Source organism: Variovorax sp. 01T432 (assembly GCF_056398605.1).
Genome location: NZ_JBFTPS010000015.1, coordinates 15,120 through 34,254, shown reverse-complemented (window position 1 = coordinate 34,254; position 19,135 = coordinate 15,120). Strand labels below are relative to the sequence as shown.

Genomic DNA, 19,135 nt, shown 5'->3' with positions numbered 1-19,135 from the left:
TTATGGGCTTTCTTTCCGGCAAAAAACTTCTGATCACGGGTGTGCTGAGCAATCGCTCCATCGCCTACGGCATTGCCAAGGCATGCCACGCGCAGGGCGCCGAGCTCGCGTTCAGCTATGTGGGGGAGCGCTTCAAGGATCGCATCACCGAGTTTGCGGCCGATTTCGACTCGAAGCTGATTTTCGATTGCGATGTGGGCGACGATGCGCAGATCGACAAGCTCTTCGCCGACCTCTCGCAGACCTGGCCCCGCTTCGACGGCTTCGTCCACAGCATCGGCTTCGCGCCGCGCGAGGCGATCGCCGGCGACTTCCTCGACGGGCTTTCGCGCGAAGGCTTCAGGGTGGCGCACGACATCAGCGCCTACAGCTTCCCTGCGATGGCCAAGGCCGCCCTGCCCTACCTCAACGACAAGTCGGCGCTGCTCACGCTGACCTACCTCGGCGCGCTGCGCGTGCTGCCCAACTACAACACCATGGGCCTGGCCAAGGCTTCGCTCGAAGCCTCGGTGCGCTACCTCGCCGAATCCCTCGGCCCCAAGGGCATGCGCGTCAACGGCATCAGCGCCGGCCCCATCAAGACGCTGGCGGCCAGCGGCATCAAGGGCTTCGGCAAGATCCTCTCGGTGGTGGCCGAGGTTTCGCCCATCCGCCGCAACGTGACCATCGACGAAGTCGGCAACGTAGCCGCCTTTCTGCTGAGCGACCTCGCCAGCGGCGTGACGGCAGAGATCACCTATGTCGACGGTGGCTTCAGCCATGTGGTGGGCGGTATCGCGGAACCTGTCGGAAGCTGACAAGCGCGGCGCCGCGATCCGATAATTCCCGCCACACCAAGATGTCGGGGAGTCGATCGTGAGCCGCTGCATTCATCCTGCCCTGTCCCGCCGCAACCTCCTGCTCGCCGCTATCGGCGCGGCAGGCGGCCTGGCAGGTCCGCTTGACGCATGGGCGGCGGCGCCACCGCCGCTCATGCTGGCCGAGGTGTACCACCGCGGCATACCGCTGGACGACTACTGGGTCAGCGAGAAATACGACGGCGTGCGCAGCTACTGGGACGGCAAGCAGCTGTGGACCCGTGGTGGCGAACGCGTCATGGCACCTGCATGGTTTACGGCGCCGCTGCCGCGCGTCCCGATGGACGGCGAGCTTTGGACCGCACGCGGCCAATTTGCCCGCGCCGTATCGATCGTGCGCACCCAGCGGCCCGTCGACTCGGCATGGCGCGAGATGCGCTTCATGGTGTTCGACTTGCCCGCCGCACCCGGCGACTTCTCCACCCGGCTTGCGGCCCTGCGCAAGCTGCTGCCGATCACGAACGCGGCCTGGATCGTCCCCGTCCCCCAGCAGCGCGCCACCACGCACGAGGCCCTGCAGGCGCTCATGGAGAAGACGGTCCGCATGGGGGGAGAGGGGCTGATGCTTCACCGTGGCGGCTCGCTCTACAAGGCCGAGCGCAACGGCGATCTGCTCAAGGTCAAGCCCTACGATGATGCAGAGGCGCGCGTGCTCGGCTACGTCCAAGGCAAGGGCAGACACGGCGGCCGCATGGGCGCGTTGCTGGTCGAGACGCGTGACGGCATACGCTTCCAGCTCGGCGCCGGCTTCAGCGACGCGCAGCGCGACCACCCGCCCCCCGTCGGAAGCTGGGTGAGCTACCGGTACAACGGCACGAACCCCGGCGGCGTGCCGAGGTTCGCGCGCTTCCTGCGCGTCTGCGAAGACCTCGCGTCCTGATTCGCACCTACTTGGGCAGCAGCACCTTGTCGACGACGTGGATCACGCCGTTCGACTGGATCACGTCCGCGGTCGTCACCGTCGCCGTGCCGCCGTTCTCGTCGGTGATCATCACCTTGCCTCCACTCGCCTTCGCCATCAGCGTGCCGCCGGACACCGGCTTCAACGATGCCGTGCCGTTGCCGTCCATGATCTGCTGGACCAGCGCGGCGGCATCCAGCTTGCCGGGCACCACGTGGTAGGTCAGGATGGTCGTCAGCTTGCCCTTGTTCTCGGGTTTGAGCAGCGTGTCCACCGTTCCCGCGGGCAGCGCGGCGAAGGCCGCATTGGTCGGCGCGAACACCGTGAACGGACCGGGGCCTTTGAGCGTCTCGACCAGGCCCGCCGCCTTCACCGCCGCGACGAGCGTGGTGTGATCCTTGGAATTGACGGCGTTGTCGATGATGTCCTTGGTGGGGTACATCGGCGCGCCACCGACCATCACCTGGGCGAAGGCCGAGGCCGCGCCCGCGGCCAATGCAACGGCAAGGGTGATGGATGCGAAAGCTTGAGTCCTGGTCTTCATGAAGTGCTCCTGAGGGGTTGAGACCGCCGCGATGCGCGACGGCTGCAACCAATACGCAATCTGCCTCAGGATGGATTCACCGGGCTGCATGCCATCCGTGCCGAGCCCCGGGCTACCAGTGCGCGGCCGTCATTCCGCTCTCTTCGACAGGCACCGCGGTCCGTGTCCGGTCATTGCCGATCGGCGTGTCGGGCACGTCCGGCATCGAGGCGACCAGAGCCTCGCTGTTGTACGTGCCCCGCAGATTGGCAAGTCGTTGCTCGATGGCATCGTCGCGAGGGTCTCCCGAAGGTGGAGACGGAAGCTTGGAGAGCTGGTACTCGATGTCGGCGCGGCGCAGGTTTTCGTATCGCTCCCTGAGCTCTGCCTCGCTGGGCTGGGCCTCGGCCTGCCGCTGCGGCGGCGCGGTCGTCTGCCCTGCCTGTCCTTGCCTGCCTGCCTGGCTTTCGCCCCGCGCAGGGGAAAGTGCGCCGCTGCGGCTCTCCAGAGCTCGAGCCGCGTTGGCCCGTACCCGCGCGCCATCCAGTGCCAGCGCGGCATCCTCCTCGCCCTTTCGCCGGGCCTGCACGGCCGCATCGCGCGCCGCCGATTCGGCGATCGTCTTGTCCGCGCTCGCGCGCAATCCGCGCTCGAAGCCCTCCAGTGTCTCGCCCACCCGGGCGTCGACCATGCCTTGCAGCGCGCGATCGAATTCGAGCTGCTCCTCCTTGCGGTAGGGTTGCCCCGTCCTGGTGAGACTTTGCAGCACGGCCTTGCCTTCGGGCGTGGACATCAGTGCGTCGCGCACCGATTCCACGAGACGGCCCGGCGCCGTCCGGGGAATCGAATTCGCCGCCCCCGCGTAGGCGGCGGTCGCCACGGGATCCAGCATCGCGCTGATGGGCAGGGGCCCTGAGTCGAGTTCCTTGCGGGCCGCGCGCGCCAGGGGCTCCCATCGCTCATCGATCGCGCTGCGCACGGCGCCGATGATGGCCATGTTCGCCGCGTCCTCCCGCTGCTGCGCGGCCTTCTGCTCGGCCTCCTGCGCGCGCTGCTCCGCGTCCGCCGCGCGCGCACCGGAGAGGTCCAGCTTCTTCAACTCCCGCGCGGCCACCGCCAGATCGGCCTGGGTCTGCGGGAACTCACCCATCGGATGGCTCGGCTTTCGCTCGAGGGTCTTGAACTTGTCGGCACGCTGGCGGCTCAGGCCGGCGTCCTTGAGTTCGCGCCCGCTGGGCCACAGACCGTTGCGCTGAAGCTCGCGCGCCGCGATCAGAGACGCCTGGGCCGGATAGCGTGGCGAATCGCTCAGCAAGGCCCGGGCGAAGAAGTCGACGTACTTCGAATACTTGTCCTTGCCCAGCGGGCTCACCTGCACCTTGTGTTCCTGCACAAGCAGGGCCTTGCGCATGTCGGCGCGCACGCTCTTGCCCTCGGTCTTCTCGCGCGCGCTGGCCAGCGCGTCGAGCAGCCGCGTCGCCGATTGCGCCCGTAGCGGCGCGACCTCCCTGCCCTCTTGGGTCGCCGCGATGCAGGAGGCAATGTGCAGGAGGTAGGGCAGATGGTCCTTCTGCGTGCCGGCGGCGAGCAAGCGATCGAAGGCCTGCCTTGCGTCGAGCAGGTCCTGCCTGGCGAGCGCCGTCAGCAAGTCCATGTAATGCACGTGGGCCCTGTTCATCGCCTGGGCCTCCCGCACGCCCATCTGAGAAGGCAAGAGGCTGTAGAACTGCGCCAGCAGTTCCGGCTCCAGCAGCTTGTTCGCCTCCGCGCGCGCCTCTGCGTGCTGGCCACGACCGATCAGGCGCTGAATCTCCACCGCGAAGCCGCTCGCCTGGTTGACCGCGGCCACATGCGCCGCCGTCGGCTGCCTGGACTCATCGCCCACGCGGCGGCGGATTCGATCGGCATACGCGTCCTCGACCCAGGTCGAGTTCCGGTCCTCCTCGGTGAAGAGGTTGAGATTGTTGAACGCGAAACTCTGTTCGAGCGCTCCCCTGCCAAAGTCACGAAACATGTCGGACAGCTGCTCGGCCTGCGCGCCCGGCCCGCTGACGTTGATCTGCGACCGTGTGGATTTTTCGCTGAATGCAGTGCGGTACTCGACGAGGTCGGAGTGACGAAGCATCGAGATGTCAGCGGCAAGACCGAGCTCCCGCGACGCCTCCCCCAGGGCCTGGCGAAACGATGCCCCCCTCGACAATTGCTCGTCGCCGGCGTCTCGGGACGCGAATTCATCCAGCATCCGGTAGTTTCGCTGAAGCGTCTTCAAGGCATCGTCCACACCGCTTGCCCCAGCCTGGGCCACAAGCGCGCCATTGCTCGGCCTTCCTTGAGCGCAGAAGAGCCGCATCAGGTCAGGCGCCGTCTTGATCGGAGCAAGCGGCTGGAACCACACCTCGAACATCGAACGCCCCTCGTTGGCGGCATCATTCGCGTGTGCTTCGACGAGCTGCCTCACCTGGCGCTGGATGTCCGCCGGAAATATGGCCATTGCACCTTCATAGCGCCCCTTGCTTCGCAAAGCCTGCCTCGCGGGAAAGGCATCGCCCAATTTGTCCAGCACCGCCTCCGTCAATGCGTGGACCAGCCCCCGGCCTTCATCCCAAAGTCTCTTGTTGAGCTCCGCCGTCCACGAAGGGCCGGCCTTGATGTCGGCGCACATCTTGTCGAACTTCTGCTTGAGCGTGTGGTTCCAATCAGGCAGCAGGTCCGCATCGAGATACAGGCCGCCACTCTGCCTCAACGCCATGAGACGCACGACATCCGACGCGCCGGCAAGGTTGCCACGCAGACCGATCTCCGTCATGTAGGCGCCGAACAGCTCTTCGGACCCCGTCGCGCCTTCCCGCGCGCTGTCCTCGAACAGCGAGCGGATGGGGCTGGTGGTGATCCGCGCCGTTTGCCCTGCTGGCCTGTCCCTGTCCAGCGCGGCCAGGAACTCTTCGTAGGACGCGAGATTGGCTTTTCGAAGGCTCTCCGCACGCTCGATCCGGTCGGGGGTGAAATGCAGCTCCTCCTCCATGAACCGGAGTGCGACCTGGTCGAACGTCGGGCGTTCTGGCGAGTTCATCCCTTCCATGATGAATTCGAGGGCGGCATCCTGGAGTTCGACCACTCTCTCGACAAAGGCAGCCTTCGTCTCGGAATTGTCGTCGGATTGGCGCGTGGTCTCATCGAAGGCGTGGTCCTTGATGTTCTCAGCGAGTTCGCGACCGAGGGTTGCCTCTTGGTCGAACCACAAAGTCACGTCGTGCCCCGGGTTGGTCCTGGCCCATGCCTTGATGTACTCGGTCTGGATCTCCCGAATGCCACCGATCCAGACGAAATGGAGATTCGGTGGCACGGCTTCTGTCATGCTCGTCGGCAGGATGTCGTTGGCGCGCTGCTGAATACTCTGCTTCATCTCGCGGACCTGGCGCGCGGCGGGGAAATGGGCAGGCATGCCTGCCATGGCCTGGTTGGCGGCCTTGCGCAGATCCTGCAGCGCGCTCCATTCCTGCGCCTCACCCGGATGATCACTTGCCGCCTGGTGATATCTCTCCAATGGCTGCCGGATTGTCTCGAGGCAGCTGCGAGCCGCCGTGTATTCAAGAAAGCTGCAATCCTTGAGACGCTCGCTCAATTCGTCGACCGTCAGCAGGTTGGTCGGTTGAACTCCATTTGCCGTCGCGCCGATCGCAGTGGGCGGGGAGTCCGACCGCGTCGGCGAGGCGTCGCGGCGGCGCTGAACATGCAGGCCCGCCAGATCCTCCAGGACCGCGCTCGTTGGCACAACGGGGCCCGCGATCGCTGTCGGCGTTCCGGGTGTCTGAGGTTCCCAGGTTCGCTCCTCCAGTGGAGCTGGAGCTTGCGAAGTGCTCCCCTGAACCTTGTACATGCAGCATCCTTTCATTTGATAGATCGATAGCACCCGCGCGCGAGCTGCCGCCGAGACGCATCACGGGTGTTGCGCGAGCCCTTCGGCGCCGATTGCACACTTATCGGGTTGCTCAGGGAGAGCGTAAGACGCGCTCGTCATCGCGATGCCCCGAGACGCGAAGCCACCAGCGAGCAGACGAACCCATCGGAAGTAGACATGGCGGCCCCGGGCCCGATCGGACGCCGCCACGCTTTGTAGACAATCTCAACGATGGCTCTACCCTCAGACGTACCCGCTCCAGGTCTTCCTCTTCCCGGCGACGCGCCCGCGCCATGGCACTGACCGGCCCCATCGCCTTCGCCGTGCTGTGCGGCGCCCTGCTGCATGCGGGCTGGAACGCATTGATCAAGTCGGGGCGCGACAAGGCGCTCGACACCGCGCTGATGCACAGCATGGGCATCGTCGTGGCGGTTCCCCTGGCCGTGATCGCGGGGCTGCCGGTCGCGGCGGCATGGCCCTACATCGCCGCCTCGATGACCATTCATCTCGGCTACTACATCGCCCTCGCGGGCGCCTACAAGCACGGCGATCTCGGCCTCACCTATCCGCTGATGCGAGGCTGCGCGCCGCTGCTCGTCGCCATGGGCAGCTTCGTCTTCGTCGGCGAGGGCATCCCGGCGGCGGCATGGGTGGGCATCGCCATCATCTGCGTGGGCGTGGTCACGCTGGGCTTGTCGCGCTCGGCCCTGCGGGCCGGCGATGAAGCCCTGCGGCGAAAGGCGCTCGGCTATGCGCTCGCCAACGCGGTCATCATCGCGCTCTACACGGTGATCGACGGCCTCGGCGTGCGAGCCTCGGGCAACGCGCTGAGCTACGTGGCCGCGCTGTTCCTCTTCGACGGCATCCCCTACCTGCTGCTGGTGCTCTGGCGGCGCCCCGGGCAGCGCCGCGCCGCGATCAGCTACATGGCCGGCCGATGGAAGATCGCCTCCATCGGCACCCTCGCCTCGATGGCCAGCTACGGCATCGCACTATGGGCCATGACCCGCGCGCCCGTTGCCGTCGTCGCCGCGCTGCGCGAAACCTCGGTGCTGTTCGCCGCCCTGATCGGCACACTCTTCCTGCGCGAAGCCTTCGGCTGGCAGCGCGCGGTCGGCACGCTGGTCATCCTCGGCGGCGTGATGATCCTGCGCCTGGGCTGAGCCGCCCAGGCCGAGCACCATCAGCTGCCGCGCACGCAGTCGGCGAAGTAGCGCTTCTTGCCCGTCTCGTCGATCTTCCCCACCAGTCCGTGGATGTCGGTCTCGAAGCCCGGGCACTCGGTGTTGAACTGGCGCGCGAAACGCAGGTAGTCGACGATCTTCTTGTTGAAGACCTCGCCCGGAATGAGCAGCGGGATGCCCGGCGGGTACGGCGTGATCAGGCTGGTGGTGATGCGGCCTTCGAGGTGGTCGATCTCCACGCGCTCGGTCTTGCGATGCGCGATGTGCGCGTAGGCATCGCTCGGCTTCATCGCCGGCGTGAGGTCGCTCAGGTACATCTCCGTCGTCAGCCGCGCGACGTCGAAGCGCGCATAGAGCTCGTGGATGTGCTGGCACAGGTCACGCAGGCCCAGGCGCTCGTAGCCCGGATGCGCCTGGCAGAACTCCGGCATGATCCGCCACATCGGCTGGTTGCGCGCGTAATCGTCCTTGAACTGCTGCAGCGCCGTCAGCAGCGTGTTCCAGCGGCCCTTGGTGATGCCGATGGTGAACATGATGAAGAAGCTGTAGAGCCCCGTCTTCTCCACGATCACGCCGTGCTCGGCCAGGAACTTGGTGACGATGCTGGCCGGAATGCCGGTCTTGGCGAACTTGCCGTTCAGGTCCAGGCCCGGCGTCACGATGGTCGACTTGATGGGGTCGAGCATGTTGAAGCCGTCGGCCAGCTTGCCGAAGCCGTGCCACTTGGCGGTGCGCGATTCGCCCTTGATGATCCAGTCGTCCGCGCGGCCGATGCCTTCGTCGACCAGCTTCTCCGGCCCCCAGACCTTGAACCACCACTCGTCCTTGCCGAACTCGGCCTCGACCTTGCGCATGGCGCGGCGGAAGTCGAGCGCCTCGAGAATGCTCTCCTCCACCAGCGCGGTGCCGCCGGGCGGCTCCATCATCGCGGCGGCGACGTCGCAGCTCGCGATGATGGCGTACTGCGGGCTGGTCGAGGAGTGCATCAGGTACGCCTCGTTGAACAGGTCGCGGTCGAGCTGGCGGTTCTGCGAATCCTGCACCAGCACATGGCTGGCCTGGCTGATGCCGGCCAGCAGCTTGTGCGTCGACTGAGTGGCGAACACCAGCGCTTCCTTCGGGCGCGTGCGGTGCTTGCCCATCGCATGGTAGGCGCCGTAGAAGGGGTGGAAGGCCGCATGCGGCAGCCAGGCTTCGTCGAAGTGCAGCGTGTCGACGTAGCCGTCGAGCATGTTCTTGATGGTCTCGGTGTTGTAGATCACGCCGTCGTAGGTCGACTGCGTGAGCGTCATCACGCGCGGCTTGACCTTGTCGGCGTCCACGTGCGAGAGCAGCGGATTGGCCCGGATCTTCTCGCGGATCTTGGCCGGCTCGAACTCGGACTTCGGGATGGGTCCGATGATGCCGAAGTGATTGCGCGTCGGCTTCATGAACACGGGAATGGCGCCGGTCATGATGATGGCGTGCAGGATCGACTTGTGGCAGTTGCGGTCGACCACCACCACGTCGTCGGGCGCCACCGTGTGGTGCCACACCATCTTGTTGCTGGTGCTGGTGCCGTTGGTCACGAAGAAGCAATGGTCGGCATTGAAAATGCGCGCGGCATTGCGCTCGCTCGCCGCCACGGGGCCGGTGTGGTCCAGCAGTTGCCCCAGTTCCTCGACCGCGTTGCAGACGTCGGCGCGCAGCATGTTCTCGCCGAAGAACTGGTGGAACATCTGCCCGACCGGGCTCTTGAGGAAGGCGACGCCGCCCGAGTGGCCGGGGCAGTGCCAGGAATAGGAGCCGTCCTCGGCGTAGTCGATCAGCGCCTTGAAGAACGGGGGCTGCACGCCCTCGAGATAGCTCTTGGCCTCGCGGATGATGTGGCGCGCCACGAACTCGGGCGTGTCCTCGAACATGTGGATGAAGCCGTGCAGCTCGCGCAGGATGTCGTTCGGGATGTGCCGCGAGGTCTTGGTCTCGCCGTAGATGTAGATCGGCACGTCGGCGTTCTTGCGGCGCACTTCGCCGATGAAGTTGCGCAGGTTCAGCACGGCCGGGTCGAGGTCCGGGCCGACCGTGAATTCCTCGTCGTCGATCGACAGGATGAAGGCGCTGGCGCGGCTCTGCTGCTGAGCGAACTGGCTCAGATCGCCGTAGCTCGTGACGCCAAGCACTTCGAAGCCCTCGCTCTCGAAGGCCTGCGCCAGGGCGCGGATGCCGAGTCCCGAGCTGTTCTCGGAACGAAAGTCCTCGTCGATGACGACGATGGGAAAACGAAATTTCATGAACACGGCTCCGGACAGGCAAATAGGCGCGAAGTGTACGGAATTCGGATGGCGGGCCTCGTCAGGTTTTGACACAGAATGTTGTGATCGAACAAAGAGGAGTTGTCATGGCGAGTTCCACCGTCTGGTGGTTGATTGCTGGCGGGGCCATCGTGCTCGAGCTGCTGTCCGGCACGGTCTATCTGCTGCTGCTGAGCGCGGGCTTCGCCGCGGCGGCGCTGTCGGCCCACGCGGGCGCGGGCACCACCACACAGTTGGTGGTCGCCGCCGTCGTCGGGGTGGGCGCCGTGGTGGCCTGGCACATGATTCGCCGCCGGCGCCCCGCCGACCCACCGACCAGCGCCAATCGCGACCTCAACCTTGATATTGGCGAGCGCGTCCACGTCGACGCCTGGAACCCCGACGGCACCGCCACCGTGCGCTATCGTGGCACCCAGTGGACCGTGGTGCCGCGCGCCGGCGCGCCAACCTCGGTCGGCGAACACAAGGTGGTCGAAGTCATCGGCAGCCGCCTGGTCGTCGACAAGCTCTGAACAGACAAGAAACCCGCCAAAGAAAGTAGCGCAATGGAAATCGCAGCCGTTCCCCTCGTCCTCCTGGTCATCGCCGTCATCGTCATCAGCCAGTCGGTCAAGTTCGTCCCGCAGCAGCACGCATGGGTGCGCGAGCGCCTGGGCAAGTACCACAACACCATGACGCCCGGGGCCAACTTCCTGATCCCCTTCATCGACAAGGTGGCCTACAAGCACAGCCTGAAGGAAATCCCGCTCGATGTTCCGAGCCAGATCTGCATCACGCGCGACAACACCCAGCTGCAGGTCGACGGCATCCTGTACTTCCAGGTGACCGACCCGATGCGCGCGAGCTACGGCTCGTCCAACTACATCGTGGCCGTGACCCAGCTCGCACAAACCTCTTTGCGCAGCGTGATCGGCAAGCTCGAACTCGACAAGACCTTCGAGGAGCGCGACATCATCAATGCGCAGGTCGTTGCCGCCATCGACGAGGCCGCGCTGAACTGGGGCGTGAAGGTGCTGCGCTACGAGATCAAGGACCTGACGCCGCCCAAGGAGATCCTGCAGGCGATGCAGCGGCAGATCACCGCCGAGCGCGAGAAGCGGGCGCTGATCGCGGCCTCGGAAGGCCGACGCCAGGAGCAGATCAACATCGCCACCGGTGAACGCGAGGCCTTCATCGCGCGCTCGGAGGGCGAGAAGCAGGCACAGATCAACAACGCGCTGGGCGAGGCGGCCGCCATCACCGCCGTGGCGGACGCCACCGCCGGCGCCATCGAGCGCATTGCCGCGGCGATCCGCCAGCCCGGCGGCGAGCAGGCGGTGCAGCTCAAGGTGGCCGAGCGCGCAGTGGACGCCTACGGCAAAGTGGCCGCGGACGCGAAGACCACCCTCATCGTGCCGAGCAACATGACGGAAACCGCCGCCCTCATCGCCTCGGCGATGCGGATGGTGCAGGCGGGCAAGACCTCCGGAACCGCCTGAAGCCGCTGCTACAATCGTGGGCTCGGAGCGGTGGATGAGCGGTTTAAGTCGCACGCCTGGAAAGCGTGTGAGGGTTAATAGCCCTCCGCGGGTTCGAATCCCGCCTGCTCCGCCAGAATTAGGTCCAGCCCCCTCCAAGTTGGATCGATAGATACCCCCAAAACGATCAACGCCCCTGTGAAAAGGGGCGTTTTTCATTGTTGTCGGACTAACCTGCGTTTCTTTGCACACCGCGAACTATTGGGGGTACGGACGGGGGTATGGGGGCGCGGACGTGGGGGTATCATCCCGGTGAACTCGACACCGGAACCGCCGATGCCCCTTACCGACACCGCTGTGAAGCGCGCGCGAGCCGATGACAAGCCGGTCAAGATCGCGGACGGACGCGGCATGTACCTGCTTGTCAACCCGAACGGGTCGAAGCTCTGGCGCTGGAAATATCGCGTTGCCGGCGTCGAAAAGGTCATGGCCTTCGGTCAATACCCGGACGTCACTCTGGCCCTGGCTCGCGACAAGCTCGATAGCGCACGCAAGCTGCTCGCAACCGGCGTCGACCCCATGGAACAGCGCAAGGCCGACGCCACCGCGCAGAAGCTCGCGGCCGAAAACTCCTTTGCCGCTGTCGCCCTGCTCTGGTGGACCGACTGGAAAGAGACACGAAGCCCAAGCCATGTGGACTATGTATGGCGCCGACTTGGCGCGGACGTATTCACGGAGTTCGGCACGCGCCCCATCGCCGAGATTGAGGCGCCCGACCTGGTCAAGATGGTGAAGAAGATTGCGGCGCGCGGGGCGCTCGACATCGCAAAGCGCTCGCTGCAAACCTGTAGTCAGATTTTTCGATATGCCATCGCGCACGGCCACGCGGTGCGCAACCCCGCGGCAGACATCAAGCCGTCCGACCTGCTCAAGGCACGGAAGACCAAGAGCTATGCGCGCCTGGACATCCGAGAAATGCCCGACCTGCTCCGCGCGATCGAAGCCTATCAAGGGTCAGCTGTCACCCGTTTGGCGATGAAGCTGATGGCCTTGACCTTCGTCCGAACCAGCGAACTGATCGAAGCTCCCTGGAGTGAATTCGACCTCAAGGCCAAGCAGTGGCGCATCCCGGGGGAGCGCATGAAGCTCAAAACGCCCCACATCGTGCCGCTGTCAAGACAGGCTGTCGAGGTTCTGCGCACGCTGCACATCGTATCCGGCCGCGGCGCCCTGCTCTTCCCGGGGGAGCGCGACCACGAAAAGCCGATGTCTAACAACACGATCCTGATGGCGCTGGGTCGCATGGGCTACAAGCACCGCATGACCGGCCATGGCTTCCGCGGCATAGCCTCAACGGCCCTTCACGAGATGGGCTTCGAACACGCGCACATCGAACTGCAGTTGGCTCACACCGAACGCGATGAGGTCAGCGCGGCCTACAACTGGGCTACCTACGTACCCGCCCGGACAAAGATGATGCAGGCATGGGCCGATCACCTCGACAAACTTCGCACTGCAGCCTGATCGGTAGGGTTCGAACTGGTCCGATATCGACCAACAGGCGCATTTAGGCCGCAGGCAAAGGGGGTTGCGCCTCGCCTGATTTCCTGCTAACGGACACCGACAAATCGCCGTTATGCCGCGCTTGCGAAGGGCTTACAGCATTTTCCGACGTTTCTAGGGCTGAAACGAGTTTGTCAAGGGGGCGAAAGAGGGCCGCAGAGCCTTTTTGGCGGTTTCAAGGAAAGTGCTTTCTGTCGGACCAATCAGGACAGAACGCCATGACAAACGCCCCCACCCCCTCCGCGCCGCAATACGCCCGCGCCCGGACCGCCTCCAAACATTTCAACATTTCGGAGTCGACTCTCTGGCTATGGGCCAAGACCCGCCCCGGATTCCCGCAGCCACTCAAGGCAGGCCCTCGAACCACGCTCTTTGAGATCAACGCTATCGACGCGTTTCTAAAGGCGACCGCGGCGTGACCGCGGAGCAAGACCTCAACGAAGCGCGAAACTTTGTCGCGCTGCTGGCCGGCAGCCCCGACGCGGCAGTCACGTTGGTCGCTCTTCAAGAGGGAAAGCCGACCGTTGCCAGGCGCGATGCGCTCGCCGTTCTCTGGCCCTGGGTCGTGGAACGTCAGCGAGCAGGCTTCGGCATCTATGTCACGGTCAACGAAACCGCGAGCGAGGCGCGGACGAAGGGCGACATCACTCGCATACGTGCAGTGTGGATCGACGACGACACGCCGAGCGACGAGGCGCGAACCAACTGGGCGATCGAGCCGCACCTGATCGTAGAGAGTTCGCCAGGGAAACGACACTATTACTGGCTGACCGATGCCGCGCCCGACCCTGTATTTGAAGACGTGATGCGCGCCATGATCGCCGGGCATGCGGGCGCCGACAAAGGCGTCTTCGATATCTCGCGCGTGCTCCGACTGCCGGGCACGCTCAATCTCAAAGCTGCGCCATACCTGGTCCGCGTGGTCCACCGGTCGCCGCGGCCTCGCTACGACCCGGCAGAGCTCATCGCGGCCTTTCCAACAGTGGACACCATCGAGGCAGGCAATCGCGCATCATTCGACCTATCCGGCGCGCTGCAGACAATCGAGAGCGCCGGCCCGGGGCTTCACGATGCCCTTAGGGGCTGCGCTGCCTACATGGCTTCGCGAGGCGTGCCGCCCGAGCTCACCGCGCCTTGGCTGACCGCATATGCAGAGCGGCATAGCGACGGCACGCCCCGCTGCCGCAGTCGCATCGCAGAAATACCGGGCCTAGTGGCATCCGCGGCGGCCAAGTTCCTGCAGCCCGAAACGATTGACGGGGCCGACCCGCTCGACCTTTTCGCGACTGCCTACGCCCAGTCGTTTGGCTTCACCAAGACTGATTACCCGCCTGCAATCGGCGCGCTAGCGGCCGACATATCTGCGCGCATGGGGTGTGACCCTTTGATTCCCGCCTGGACTGCGCTTGCCGCTTGCGCCGGCCTGCTGCCGGACCGCCTACAGCTGCAGGTCAAGTTCTACGACGATACATGGAGGGAAGCCCCGCGGCTTTGGCTCGCGCTGGTCGGCGATCCTTCCAGCAAGAAGAGCCCTCCAATGTCCGCAGTGCTGGCGCCGATTGAGCGGCTCCAATCGGACTGGGCAAAACTGCACGAAGTGGACATGGCACGGTGGCGCGACGAGTGCGCGGCCGCACGGCGTGGCAAAACGGCTGAGCCCCGCGAACCGTCGATGCCCCGTGTACTGGCGCACGACGCGACAACCGAGTCCCTCGCGCTGGTTCTGCACACGACCCCTGCCGGAATGCTGGTCGTGCACGACGAGCTCTCGGGCTGGTTCGGCGCACATGACGCGTATCGCCCCACCGGGACCTCCAAGGATCGCGCTTTCTGGCTGCAGGCATACAACGGTGCCCCGTTCGTTGTCGACCGCGTCAAGAGCACGATACACGTCCCGCACCTAAGTGTTTCCATGGTCGGCGGTATTCAGCCTGGCCCGATGCGTGAGATCGCGAAGAAGAGCGGGGAAGACGGGCTGCTGCAGCGCTTCATCGTGCTGCCGACCAGTGCAGCGAAGCCGGGCCGGGACATCGCGCCTGACGCTGCCGCGCAGGAAGGATGGGGCGCGGTCGTCGCCGAGTTGTCGGCAGTGCGAGAGAACCCCGGCGCCTGGCCTACTCTGTTCAAGCTGTCACCGGCAGCGCAACAGGCGTTGGACGCGGCGCGGCATCGTCTCGATCAACTTTCGCGCAGCCCTGCCCTCGATCGTCGCTTGGCTGTTGCGCTTGCCAAGGGCGAAGGGCAATTGGCCCGCCTGGTGCTGGTCTACCACCTCCTAGAGAGCCGTGGTGGCGTGGGATTCTTCGGCGAGTCCGAGCCCGAGCCTGTTGTCTCACTCGACACCACGGCAAGAGCAGTGCGTGTGTTCTTCGACCTGGTCGTCCCCGCGCAGTTTGACTTCTACAGCCGGATAGTCGGCGAGTCCGAGCACCAGCAACAGGCGCGGCGCGTTGCTGGCTACATCCTGGCCCACGAGCTCGACACGATCACGGACCGGGCTGTCTACCGCGAGGCCCTGAAGGAACTGCGAGAAGACGAGCGTGGACGAGCCGATGTCATGCGCTCGCTCGAACTGGCCGGATGGCTCGCGCCCGCCAAGGAGTTCAAGGGCCGAGTAACTCAGTGGACCGTCAACCCGCGGGTGCATAGCAAGTATGCAGTGCAGGCAGTAGCGGAACAGGCGCGGCGCAGGAACGTGGTCGCCACCATTCGCTCGACTGCCTCAAGTGACAAAACGGACATCCTGTAGTGGAGTTATCCACATATGTCCGCTTTGTCACTTGCGTGCATGAGAGAGAAAAGCGATTTCCTTCTCTCTTCTACTTGCTCCGTCCATCGCGCACCGCGAGTCTTCAAATCTGCATCGTGCGCGCGAGTGACACGGTGGACAAATCGCTCTATCAACCGGGAGGACCAATCTATGAATGACGAACTGCACCCCACAGCGGCCCCTTACGCCGCGGCCATCCTCGCCGTTGGCACGGACAACCCGAACCACAGCGAGATGGCAATCATCAAGAGTCTCGGAGTCGACGCGACCGAGTATCGACATGTGGCCTTCGCTGGCTGGTGCCGACGCATTGCAGCCGGCGACCCCGCCGCGGCGATCGATCACTTCCGCGACCCTGCGCGCGAGGTCGGCGAACTGGATGCGGCTATGTCCGCTGTCGGCTGGCTGCAGGCGGTGGGGCAGGCTCAACGGGCCGTACGCCGCGCCGCGCGTCATTGAGACTGAGGGCACGCCGACTCGCCATTCCGTGCGGATCGGCAACGCGCCGGGGACCCTATAGCTGTCGCTCAACCGTGCGGGCACAGAGAGGCCCCCGCTTCGCCTGACCTGGAAACTTTGAACTTGATAACCGAGTTCTTGCGCGTTCGCGCAGAAACCAAAGCGGGATAACAGGGCTACGCAGAAAAAGTCCCCGCAGCCGCCGAAATAGGGCCGCAGTCGATATCTCGGATAACTGCCGAAACTAGCGATCTCACCTCAGCAGGACGCCAATGGACCACCCACTCGACCCCCCAATCTCGCCTCTCGAACTCTGGCGCCTGTCCGCATGCGCATCCATGGCGGGCATCGGACCGGACGTGCTCGACTGCCATATCCGGGAAGGCGGAATCCCTGGATGCGGAATCGTCGAGATCGGCGCCCGCCGCATCCGTCATGTTCGCCGGCCAGATGTCTTCGTGAAGTGGCTCCGCGGCGAGCACCTGCCCATCGAGGACGACAGCGACGACCTCTTCGCAGACGCGAGCGCCGACGAGCGCCACACCCCCTTCCATCCCTCCTGAAAGAACGCTGCAAATGCCCACGAACATTTACGACCAAGCCTTCGGCGAAGGCGTCAACCTCACTGCCGCAATCATCGACCTGGCGTTGCCGAACTACCCGATCATCGAGAAGCTGCTTTCCAAAGTGGTCGACGAAACCGGGATGGAGACGACCGAAGGCTTTGTGGAGCGCGAAGGCGAAACCGTTCGCCTCGTGCCCACCGCGCCACGCGGCGGCACTGGTCAAGCGGTCGGCCCCGCGGCCCGCGACGGAGTTCGCGTCAGTGCCGTGCACATCCCGCACGTGGGTAGCGTCCTGGCCGATCAAGCGCAGAACATGCGCGCGATGGGTCAGACCACCCTCGAAACGCCCGAGAACATCCGCATCAAGACGCTCCTGGCCATGAAGAAGAATCTCGTCTATACGAAGGCCTTCCACCTCCTGGGCGCGGTGAAGGGTCAAGTCTTGGACACGGACGGTACAGTGCTGCTCGACAGTTTCGCGCTGTGGGGCGGTGCTCAGCAAGCGGTGAACTTCGCGCTTGACGTGAGCACGACGAACCTCACCACGCAAGGTATTGCCGTCCAGCGCAAGAGTGAAGATGCGCTTGGTGGCACCACCCCGGAAGGCTATGTTGGCATTGCCTCTCCTAGCTTCATGGACAAGCTGCGCGCGCATGCGTACTTCGAACGGGTTTTGCAATTCGCGGCGCCTTCTGACCTCCTGAGCGACTACCGTACGGGGATCGTCGTCGGCGACACAACGTTTGTCGAGATGCGCGCGCCCGCAGGCTGGCCCGTCTCGATTGAGACGGACACTGCATATGTCGTTCCGCTCGGTGTTGCCGGCCTGATCGTGCGGAGGTATGCGCCAGCTGACTGGAACGAGACGGTCAATACGCTCGGTCTCCCGTACTACGCGAAGAGCGAGCCGATGCCCATGGGCCGCGGCTACACCATCGAGACGCAGACCAATCCGTTCACGCTGTGTACGCGTCCGCGCTCGATCATCAAGGTTACGGCCTCGGAATGATCGATCACGCCCGCTTGGCATCGCTGCGCGGTCGGCTCGCCGAACTGCGCAGCAGTTATGTCCGCTCAGGCGAGGACGTGCGAAACCTTGCAACCGAAATCGAACGCGAGCGAGCGATGCTGGTTGCCGCCGTGGCGGGCCGCATTGTCCGAGATCGCAAGCGCTTCAATCCGCACCTCCCGAAGATCACACCCGAGCAGGTCGCGCTTGACCCTGATGTTGTCGTGATGGCTCAGGACGAGGACGAGCTTTCCAAGAGCGGCGTCCGCCCTGAATACATCAAGGCCCTGCGCGCTCGCGAACTCGTGCTCAGTCGAAGGCGAAAGCAACACGAAGAGCTCGGCGCACGTGTGCGCGTGTGGGCCGCTTACATGGCGGGCGTCGAAGCGCTCGCCTCGGAGATGGGTGCATGACCAAAATCGAAAACCTCAAAGCCGCGATCGAAACCCTACGGGTGACCATCGCCGCGCTCAAAGCAGACTTGTCCACACTGACCCGTCAAGCCCGATCGCGACGTGAGGTGAACATGCTGATCGAAAAGCGTGTTAGCGCCTGGCACGCCCAAGCATCCGCCGACGTCGCAATCGACCTGCAGCGGTTACTTGCCGGCCAGCCCGGTGACCTGCTGTCGGTCCGCGCGCCTCACGGGCTCATGCAAATGGGGCCATGGCTCGCGGTTGGCATGGGGGAAGCAGCCATGGTGGCTTGGTTGCAGTCTTTGACCCGTGGAATGCCTGAAGGCCTTGATGCTCCGGAGCGTGCCGCGCGCATCGCGGAGCTATCGCGGGAGCTCACTGATGCCGAAGCGGCCGAAGAAGCGTTGCTGCGCGAAGCTGATGACCTCGGGCACCCCCTTGACCCCCGCCCCGACGCGGACCCACGGGCGGCCGTCCTCCTGGAGATCGCACCGTGAAGATTACCGCCCAACAAAAAGCCGCGTTCGCCGCAGAGCACAAGGCGATCAACGACGAGCGAGATGAAGCGCTGCGCGACGTCGACGCCAACGCATCGGAGGCGGCCAACCTCATGGCGCAGATGCTGGACTGTGTCGCAGAGGCAAACGCCGCCCTGTCTCGAATGCAAGTCGAATGGGCCGAGGCCAAGGCAAGCGCCGCCGACACGTGGAGGGACAAGATGCAAGGCCTCGAAGGCCGGCTGATCGCGGCCGCCACCGCGGGCGTCAAGGTTCGGTAGGTGACGAAGATGCCAGACAACAAGATGGCACCGTCTCGCGCCGCCGACGTGCACCGCGTGCTCGCCGAGTATCCCGAACTCGGCGTCCATGGCTTCATGGTCTATCCCCCACTCGCCCCTGGCCGAGACTTTGTCGATCAGGTTGAGACCGCTTGCCATTGGCTCGCCGGCGCACCCGCACGGCGCCGGCTGCTCATCAAGCATGGCAGCTACCGGGTGAAGCACCTGGTCGAAAGATCGGAGCGCACGTACATCAGCAACGGGGCCGCGATCGTCGCCGCAGTGCTCGTCGGCTTTCGGCCGGTGCGCTCGCGACCCGGACCTAACTGCAGGTTTCAAGCGCAATGAGCACGGCCACAACCGACCGCCGACTTCAGCGCATCCGGGCAGCCATCAGAGCGCGAGGCCTGCGCCTGGAGCCGATCGGCGAGAGCACCGCGGTGCGCATCGTCGGCCCTGGTGT

The 19,135-nt window shown here is 64.9% G+C and carries 18 protein-coding genes and 1 tRNA gene; 16 read left to right on the top strand and 3 right to left on the bottom strand.

All coding sequences use genetic code 11. From position 1 onward, the window contains the following. The first annotated feature begins 2 nt into the window (after positions 1-2). Both fabI and AC1DNF_RS13850 read left to right on the top strand, forming a co-directional pair. Complete coding sequence (gene fabI, locus AC1DNF_RS13855) at positions 3-797, top strand: enoyl-ACP reductase FabI (protein WP_478149177.1); 795 nt, start codon at positions 3-5, stop codon at positions 795-797. 58 nt (positions 798-855) lie between these two features. After that, entirely contained in the window at positions 856-1,737 is an 882-nt protein-coding gene (locus tag AC1DNF_RS13850) for a DNA ligase (RefSeq protein ID WP_478149176.1), read from the top strand. A 7-nt stretch (positions 1,738-1,744) separates the two neighbouring features. Here the strand turns inward: AC1DNF_RS13850 and AC1DNF_RS13845 are convergent, their stop codons facing one another. After that, complete coding sequence (locus tag AC1DNF_RS13845; protein WP_478149175.1) at positions 1,745-2,302, bottom strand: fasciclin domain-containing protein; 558 nt, start codon at positions 2,300-2,302, stop codon at positions 1,745-1,747. Positions 2,303-2,414: 112 nt separating this feature from the next. Beyond that, positions 2,415-6,053: a TcdA/TcdB catalytic glycosyltransferase domain-containing protein gene (locus AC1DNF_RS13840; protein ID WP_478149174.1), complete on the bottom strand. Its 3,639-nt coding sequence runs from the start codon at positions 6,051-6,053 to the stop codon at positions 2,415-2,417. A gap of 419 nt (positions 6,054-6,472) precedes the next feature. Between AC1DNF_RS13840 and AC1DNF_RS13835 the strand changes: the two genes are divergently transcribed. After that, positions 6,473-7,342 carry an EamA family transporter gene (locus AC1DNF_RS13835; RefSeq protein WP_478149173.1) on the top strand — a complete coding sequence of 290 codons (870 nt, stop codon included), beginning with the start codon at positions 6,473-6,475 and terminating at the stop codon, positions 7,340-7,342. A 20-nt stretch (positions 7,343-7,362) separates the two neighbouring features. Here AC1DNF_RS13835 and AC1DNF_RS13830 read toward each other — a convergent pair whose 3' ends face one another. Continuing rightward, a complete protein-coding gene (locus AC1DNF_RS13830; RefSeq protein WP_478149172.1) occupies positions 7,363-9,633 on the bottom strand; it encodes an Orn/Lys/Arg family decarboxylase in 2,271 nt (756 codons plus the stop codon). Positions 9,634-9,740: 107 nt separating this feature from the next. Between AC1DNF_RS13830 and AC1DNF_RS13825 the strand changes: the two genes are divergently transcribed. The 13 genes from AC1DNF_RS13825 (at position 9,741) to AC1DNF_RS13765 (ending at position 19,020) form a co-directional block, all read left to right on the top strand. After that, positions 9,741-10,166, top strand: coding sequence for an NfeD family protein (locus AC1DNF_RS13825; RefSeq protein WP_478149171.1), 426 nt, complete (start codon positions 9,741-9,743; stop codon positions 10,164-10,166). A gap of 33 nt (positions 10,167-10,199) precedes the next feature. Further along, positions 10,200-11,132 carry an SPFH domain-containing protein gene (locus tag AC1DNF_RS13820; protein WP_478149170.1) on the top strand — a complete coding sequence of 311 codons (933 nt, stop codon included), beginning with the start codon at positions 10,200-10,202 and terminating at the stop codon, positions 11,130-11,132. A 24-nt stretch (positions 11,133-11,156) separates the two neighbouring features. Continuing rightward, a tRNA-Ser gene (locus AC1DNF_RS13815) sits at positions 11,157-11,247 on the top strand. Positions 11,248-11,447: 200 nt separating this feature from the next. Beyond that, on the top strand, positions 11,448-12,635 hold the full coding sequence (locus AC1DNF_RS13810; RefSeq protein ID WP_478149169.1) for a tyrosine-type recombinase/integrase: 1,188 nt from the start codon (positions 11,448-11,450) through the stop codon (positions 12,633-12,635). A 257-nt stretch (positions 12,636-12,892) separates the two neighbouring features. Beyond that, positions 12,893-13,093, top strand: coding sequence for a helix-turn-helix transcriptional regulator (locus AC1DNF_RS13805; protein ID WP_478149168.1), 201 nt, complete (start codon positions 12,893-12,895; stop codon positions 13,091-13,093). After that, complete coding sequence (locus AC1DNF_RS13800; protein ID WP_478149167.1) at positions 13,090-15,423, top strand: DUF3987 domain-containing protein; 2,334 nt, start codon at positions 13,090-13,092, stop codon at positions 15,421-15,423. Before AC1DNF_RS13805 ends, AC1DNF_RS13800 begins: the two co-directional genes overlap by 4 nt. 171 nt (positions 15,424-15,594) lie before the next feature. Further along, a complete protein-coding gene (locus tag AC1DNF_RS13795; RefSeq protein WP_478149166.1) occupies positions 15,595-15,903 on the top strand; it encodes a hypothetical protein in 309 nt (102 codons plus the stop codon). Positions 15,904-16,241: 338 nt separating this feature from the next. Continuing rightward, positions 16,242-16,466, top strand: a complete 225-nt coding sequence (locus tag AC1DNF_RS13790) for a hypothetical protein (RefSeq protein ID WP_478149165.1) — start codon at positions 16,242-16,244, stop codon at positions 16,464-16,466. 13 nt (positions 16,467-16,479) lie between these two features. Then, positions 16,480-17,478, top strand: a complete 999-nt coding sequence (locus tag AC1DNF_RS13785) for a major capsid protein (protein WP_478149164.1) — start codon at positions 16,480-16,482, stop codon at positions 17,476-17,478. Next, positions 17,475-17,891 (top strand): hypothetical protein, encoded by a 417-nt coding sequence (locus AC1DNF_RS13780; protein ID WP_478149163.1) that lies wholly within the window; start codon positions 17,475-17,477, stop codon positions 17,889-17,891. Before AC1DNF_RS13785 ends, AC1DNF_RS13780 begins: the two co-directional genes overlap by 4 nt. Beyond that, on the top strand, positions 17,888-18,391 hold the full coding sequence (locus AC1DNF_RS13775) for a hypothetical protein (protein ID WP_478149162.1): 504 nt from the start codon (positions 17,888-17,890) through the stop codon (positions 18,389-18,391). The genes AC1DNF_RS13780 and AC1DNF_RS13775 overlap by 4 nt, the downstream gene beginning before the upstream one ends. Continuing rightward, entirely contained in the window at positions 18,388-18,672 is a 285-nt protein-coding gene (locus AC1DNF_RS13770) for a hypothetical protein (protein ID WP_478149161.1), read from the top strand. The genes AC1DNF_RS13775 and AC1DNF_RS13770 overlap by 4 nt, the downstream gene beginning before the upstream one ends. Beyond that, positions 18,673-19,020, top strand: coding sequence for a hypothetical protein (locus AC1DNF_RS13765; RefSeq protein ID WP_478149160.1), 348 nt, complete (start codon positions 18,673-18,675; stop codon positions 19,018-19,020). The last annotated feature ends 115 nt before the right edge of the window (positions 19,021-19,135 follow it).

Coding starts and splice junctions, on each gene's coding strand:
- fabI (WP_478149177.1), top strand. CDS start 3: ATGGGCTTTCTTTCCGGCAAAAAACTTCTGATCACGGGTGTGCTGAGC.
- AC1DNF_RS13845 (WP_478149175.1), bottom strand. CDS start 2,302: ATGAAGACCAGGACTCAAGCTTTCGCATCCATCACCCTTGCCGTTGCA.
- AC1DNF_RS13835 (WP_478149173.1), top strand. CDS start 6,473: ATGGCACTGACCGGCCCCATCGCCTTCGCCGTGCTGTGCGGCGCCCTG.
- AC1DNF_RS13830 (WP_478149172.1), bottom strand. CDS start 9,633: ATGAAATTTCGTTTTCCCATCGTCGTCATCGACGAGGACTTTCGTTCC.
- AC1DNF_RS13825 (WP_478149171.1), top strand. CDS start 9,741: ATGGCGAGTTCCACCGTCTGGTGGTTGATTGCTGGCGGGGCCATCGTG.
- AC1DNF_RS13820 (WP_478149170.1), top strand. CDS start 10,200: ATGGAAATCGCAGCCGTTCCCCTCGTCCTCCTGGTCATCGCCGTCATC.
- AC1DNF_RS13810 (WP_478149169.1), top strand. CDS start 11,448: ATGCCCCTTACCGACACCGCTGTGAAGCGCGCGCGAGCCGATGACAAG.
- AC1DNF_RS13805 (WP_478149168.1), top strand. CDS start 12,893: ATGACAAACGCCCCCACCCCCTCCGCGCCGCAATACGCCCGCGCCCGG.
- AC1DNF_RS13795 (WP_478149166.1), top strand. CDS start 15,595: ATGAATGACGAACTGCACCCCACAGCGGCCCCTTACGCCGCGGCCATC.
- AC1DNF_RS13790 (WP_478149165.1), top strand. CDS start 16,242: ATGGCGGGCATCGGACCGGACGTGCTCGACTGCCATATCCGGGAAGGC.
- AC1DNF_RS13785 (WP_478149164.1), top strand. CDS start 16,480: ATGCCCACGAACATTTACGACCAAGCCTTCGGCGAAGGCGTCAACCTC.
- AC1DNF_RS13780 (WP_478149163.1), top strand. CDS start 17,475: ATGATCGATCACGCCCGCTTGGCATCGCTGCGCGGTCGGCTCGCCGAA.
- AC1DNF_RS13775 (WP_478149162.1), top strand. CDS start 17,888: ATGACCAAAATCGAAAACCTCAAAGCCGCGATCGAAACCCTACGGGTG.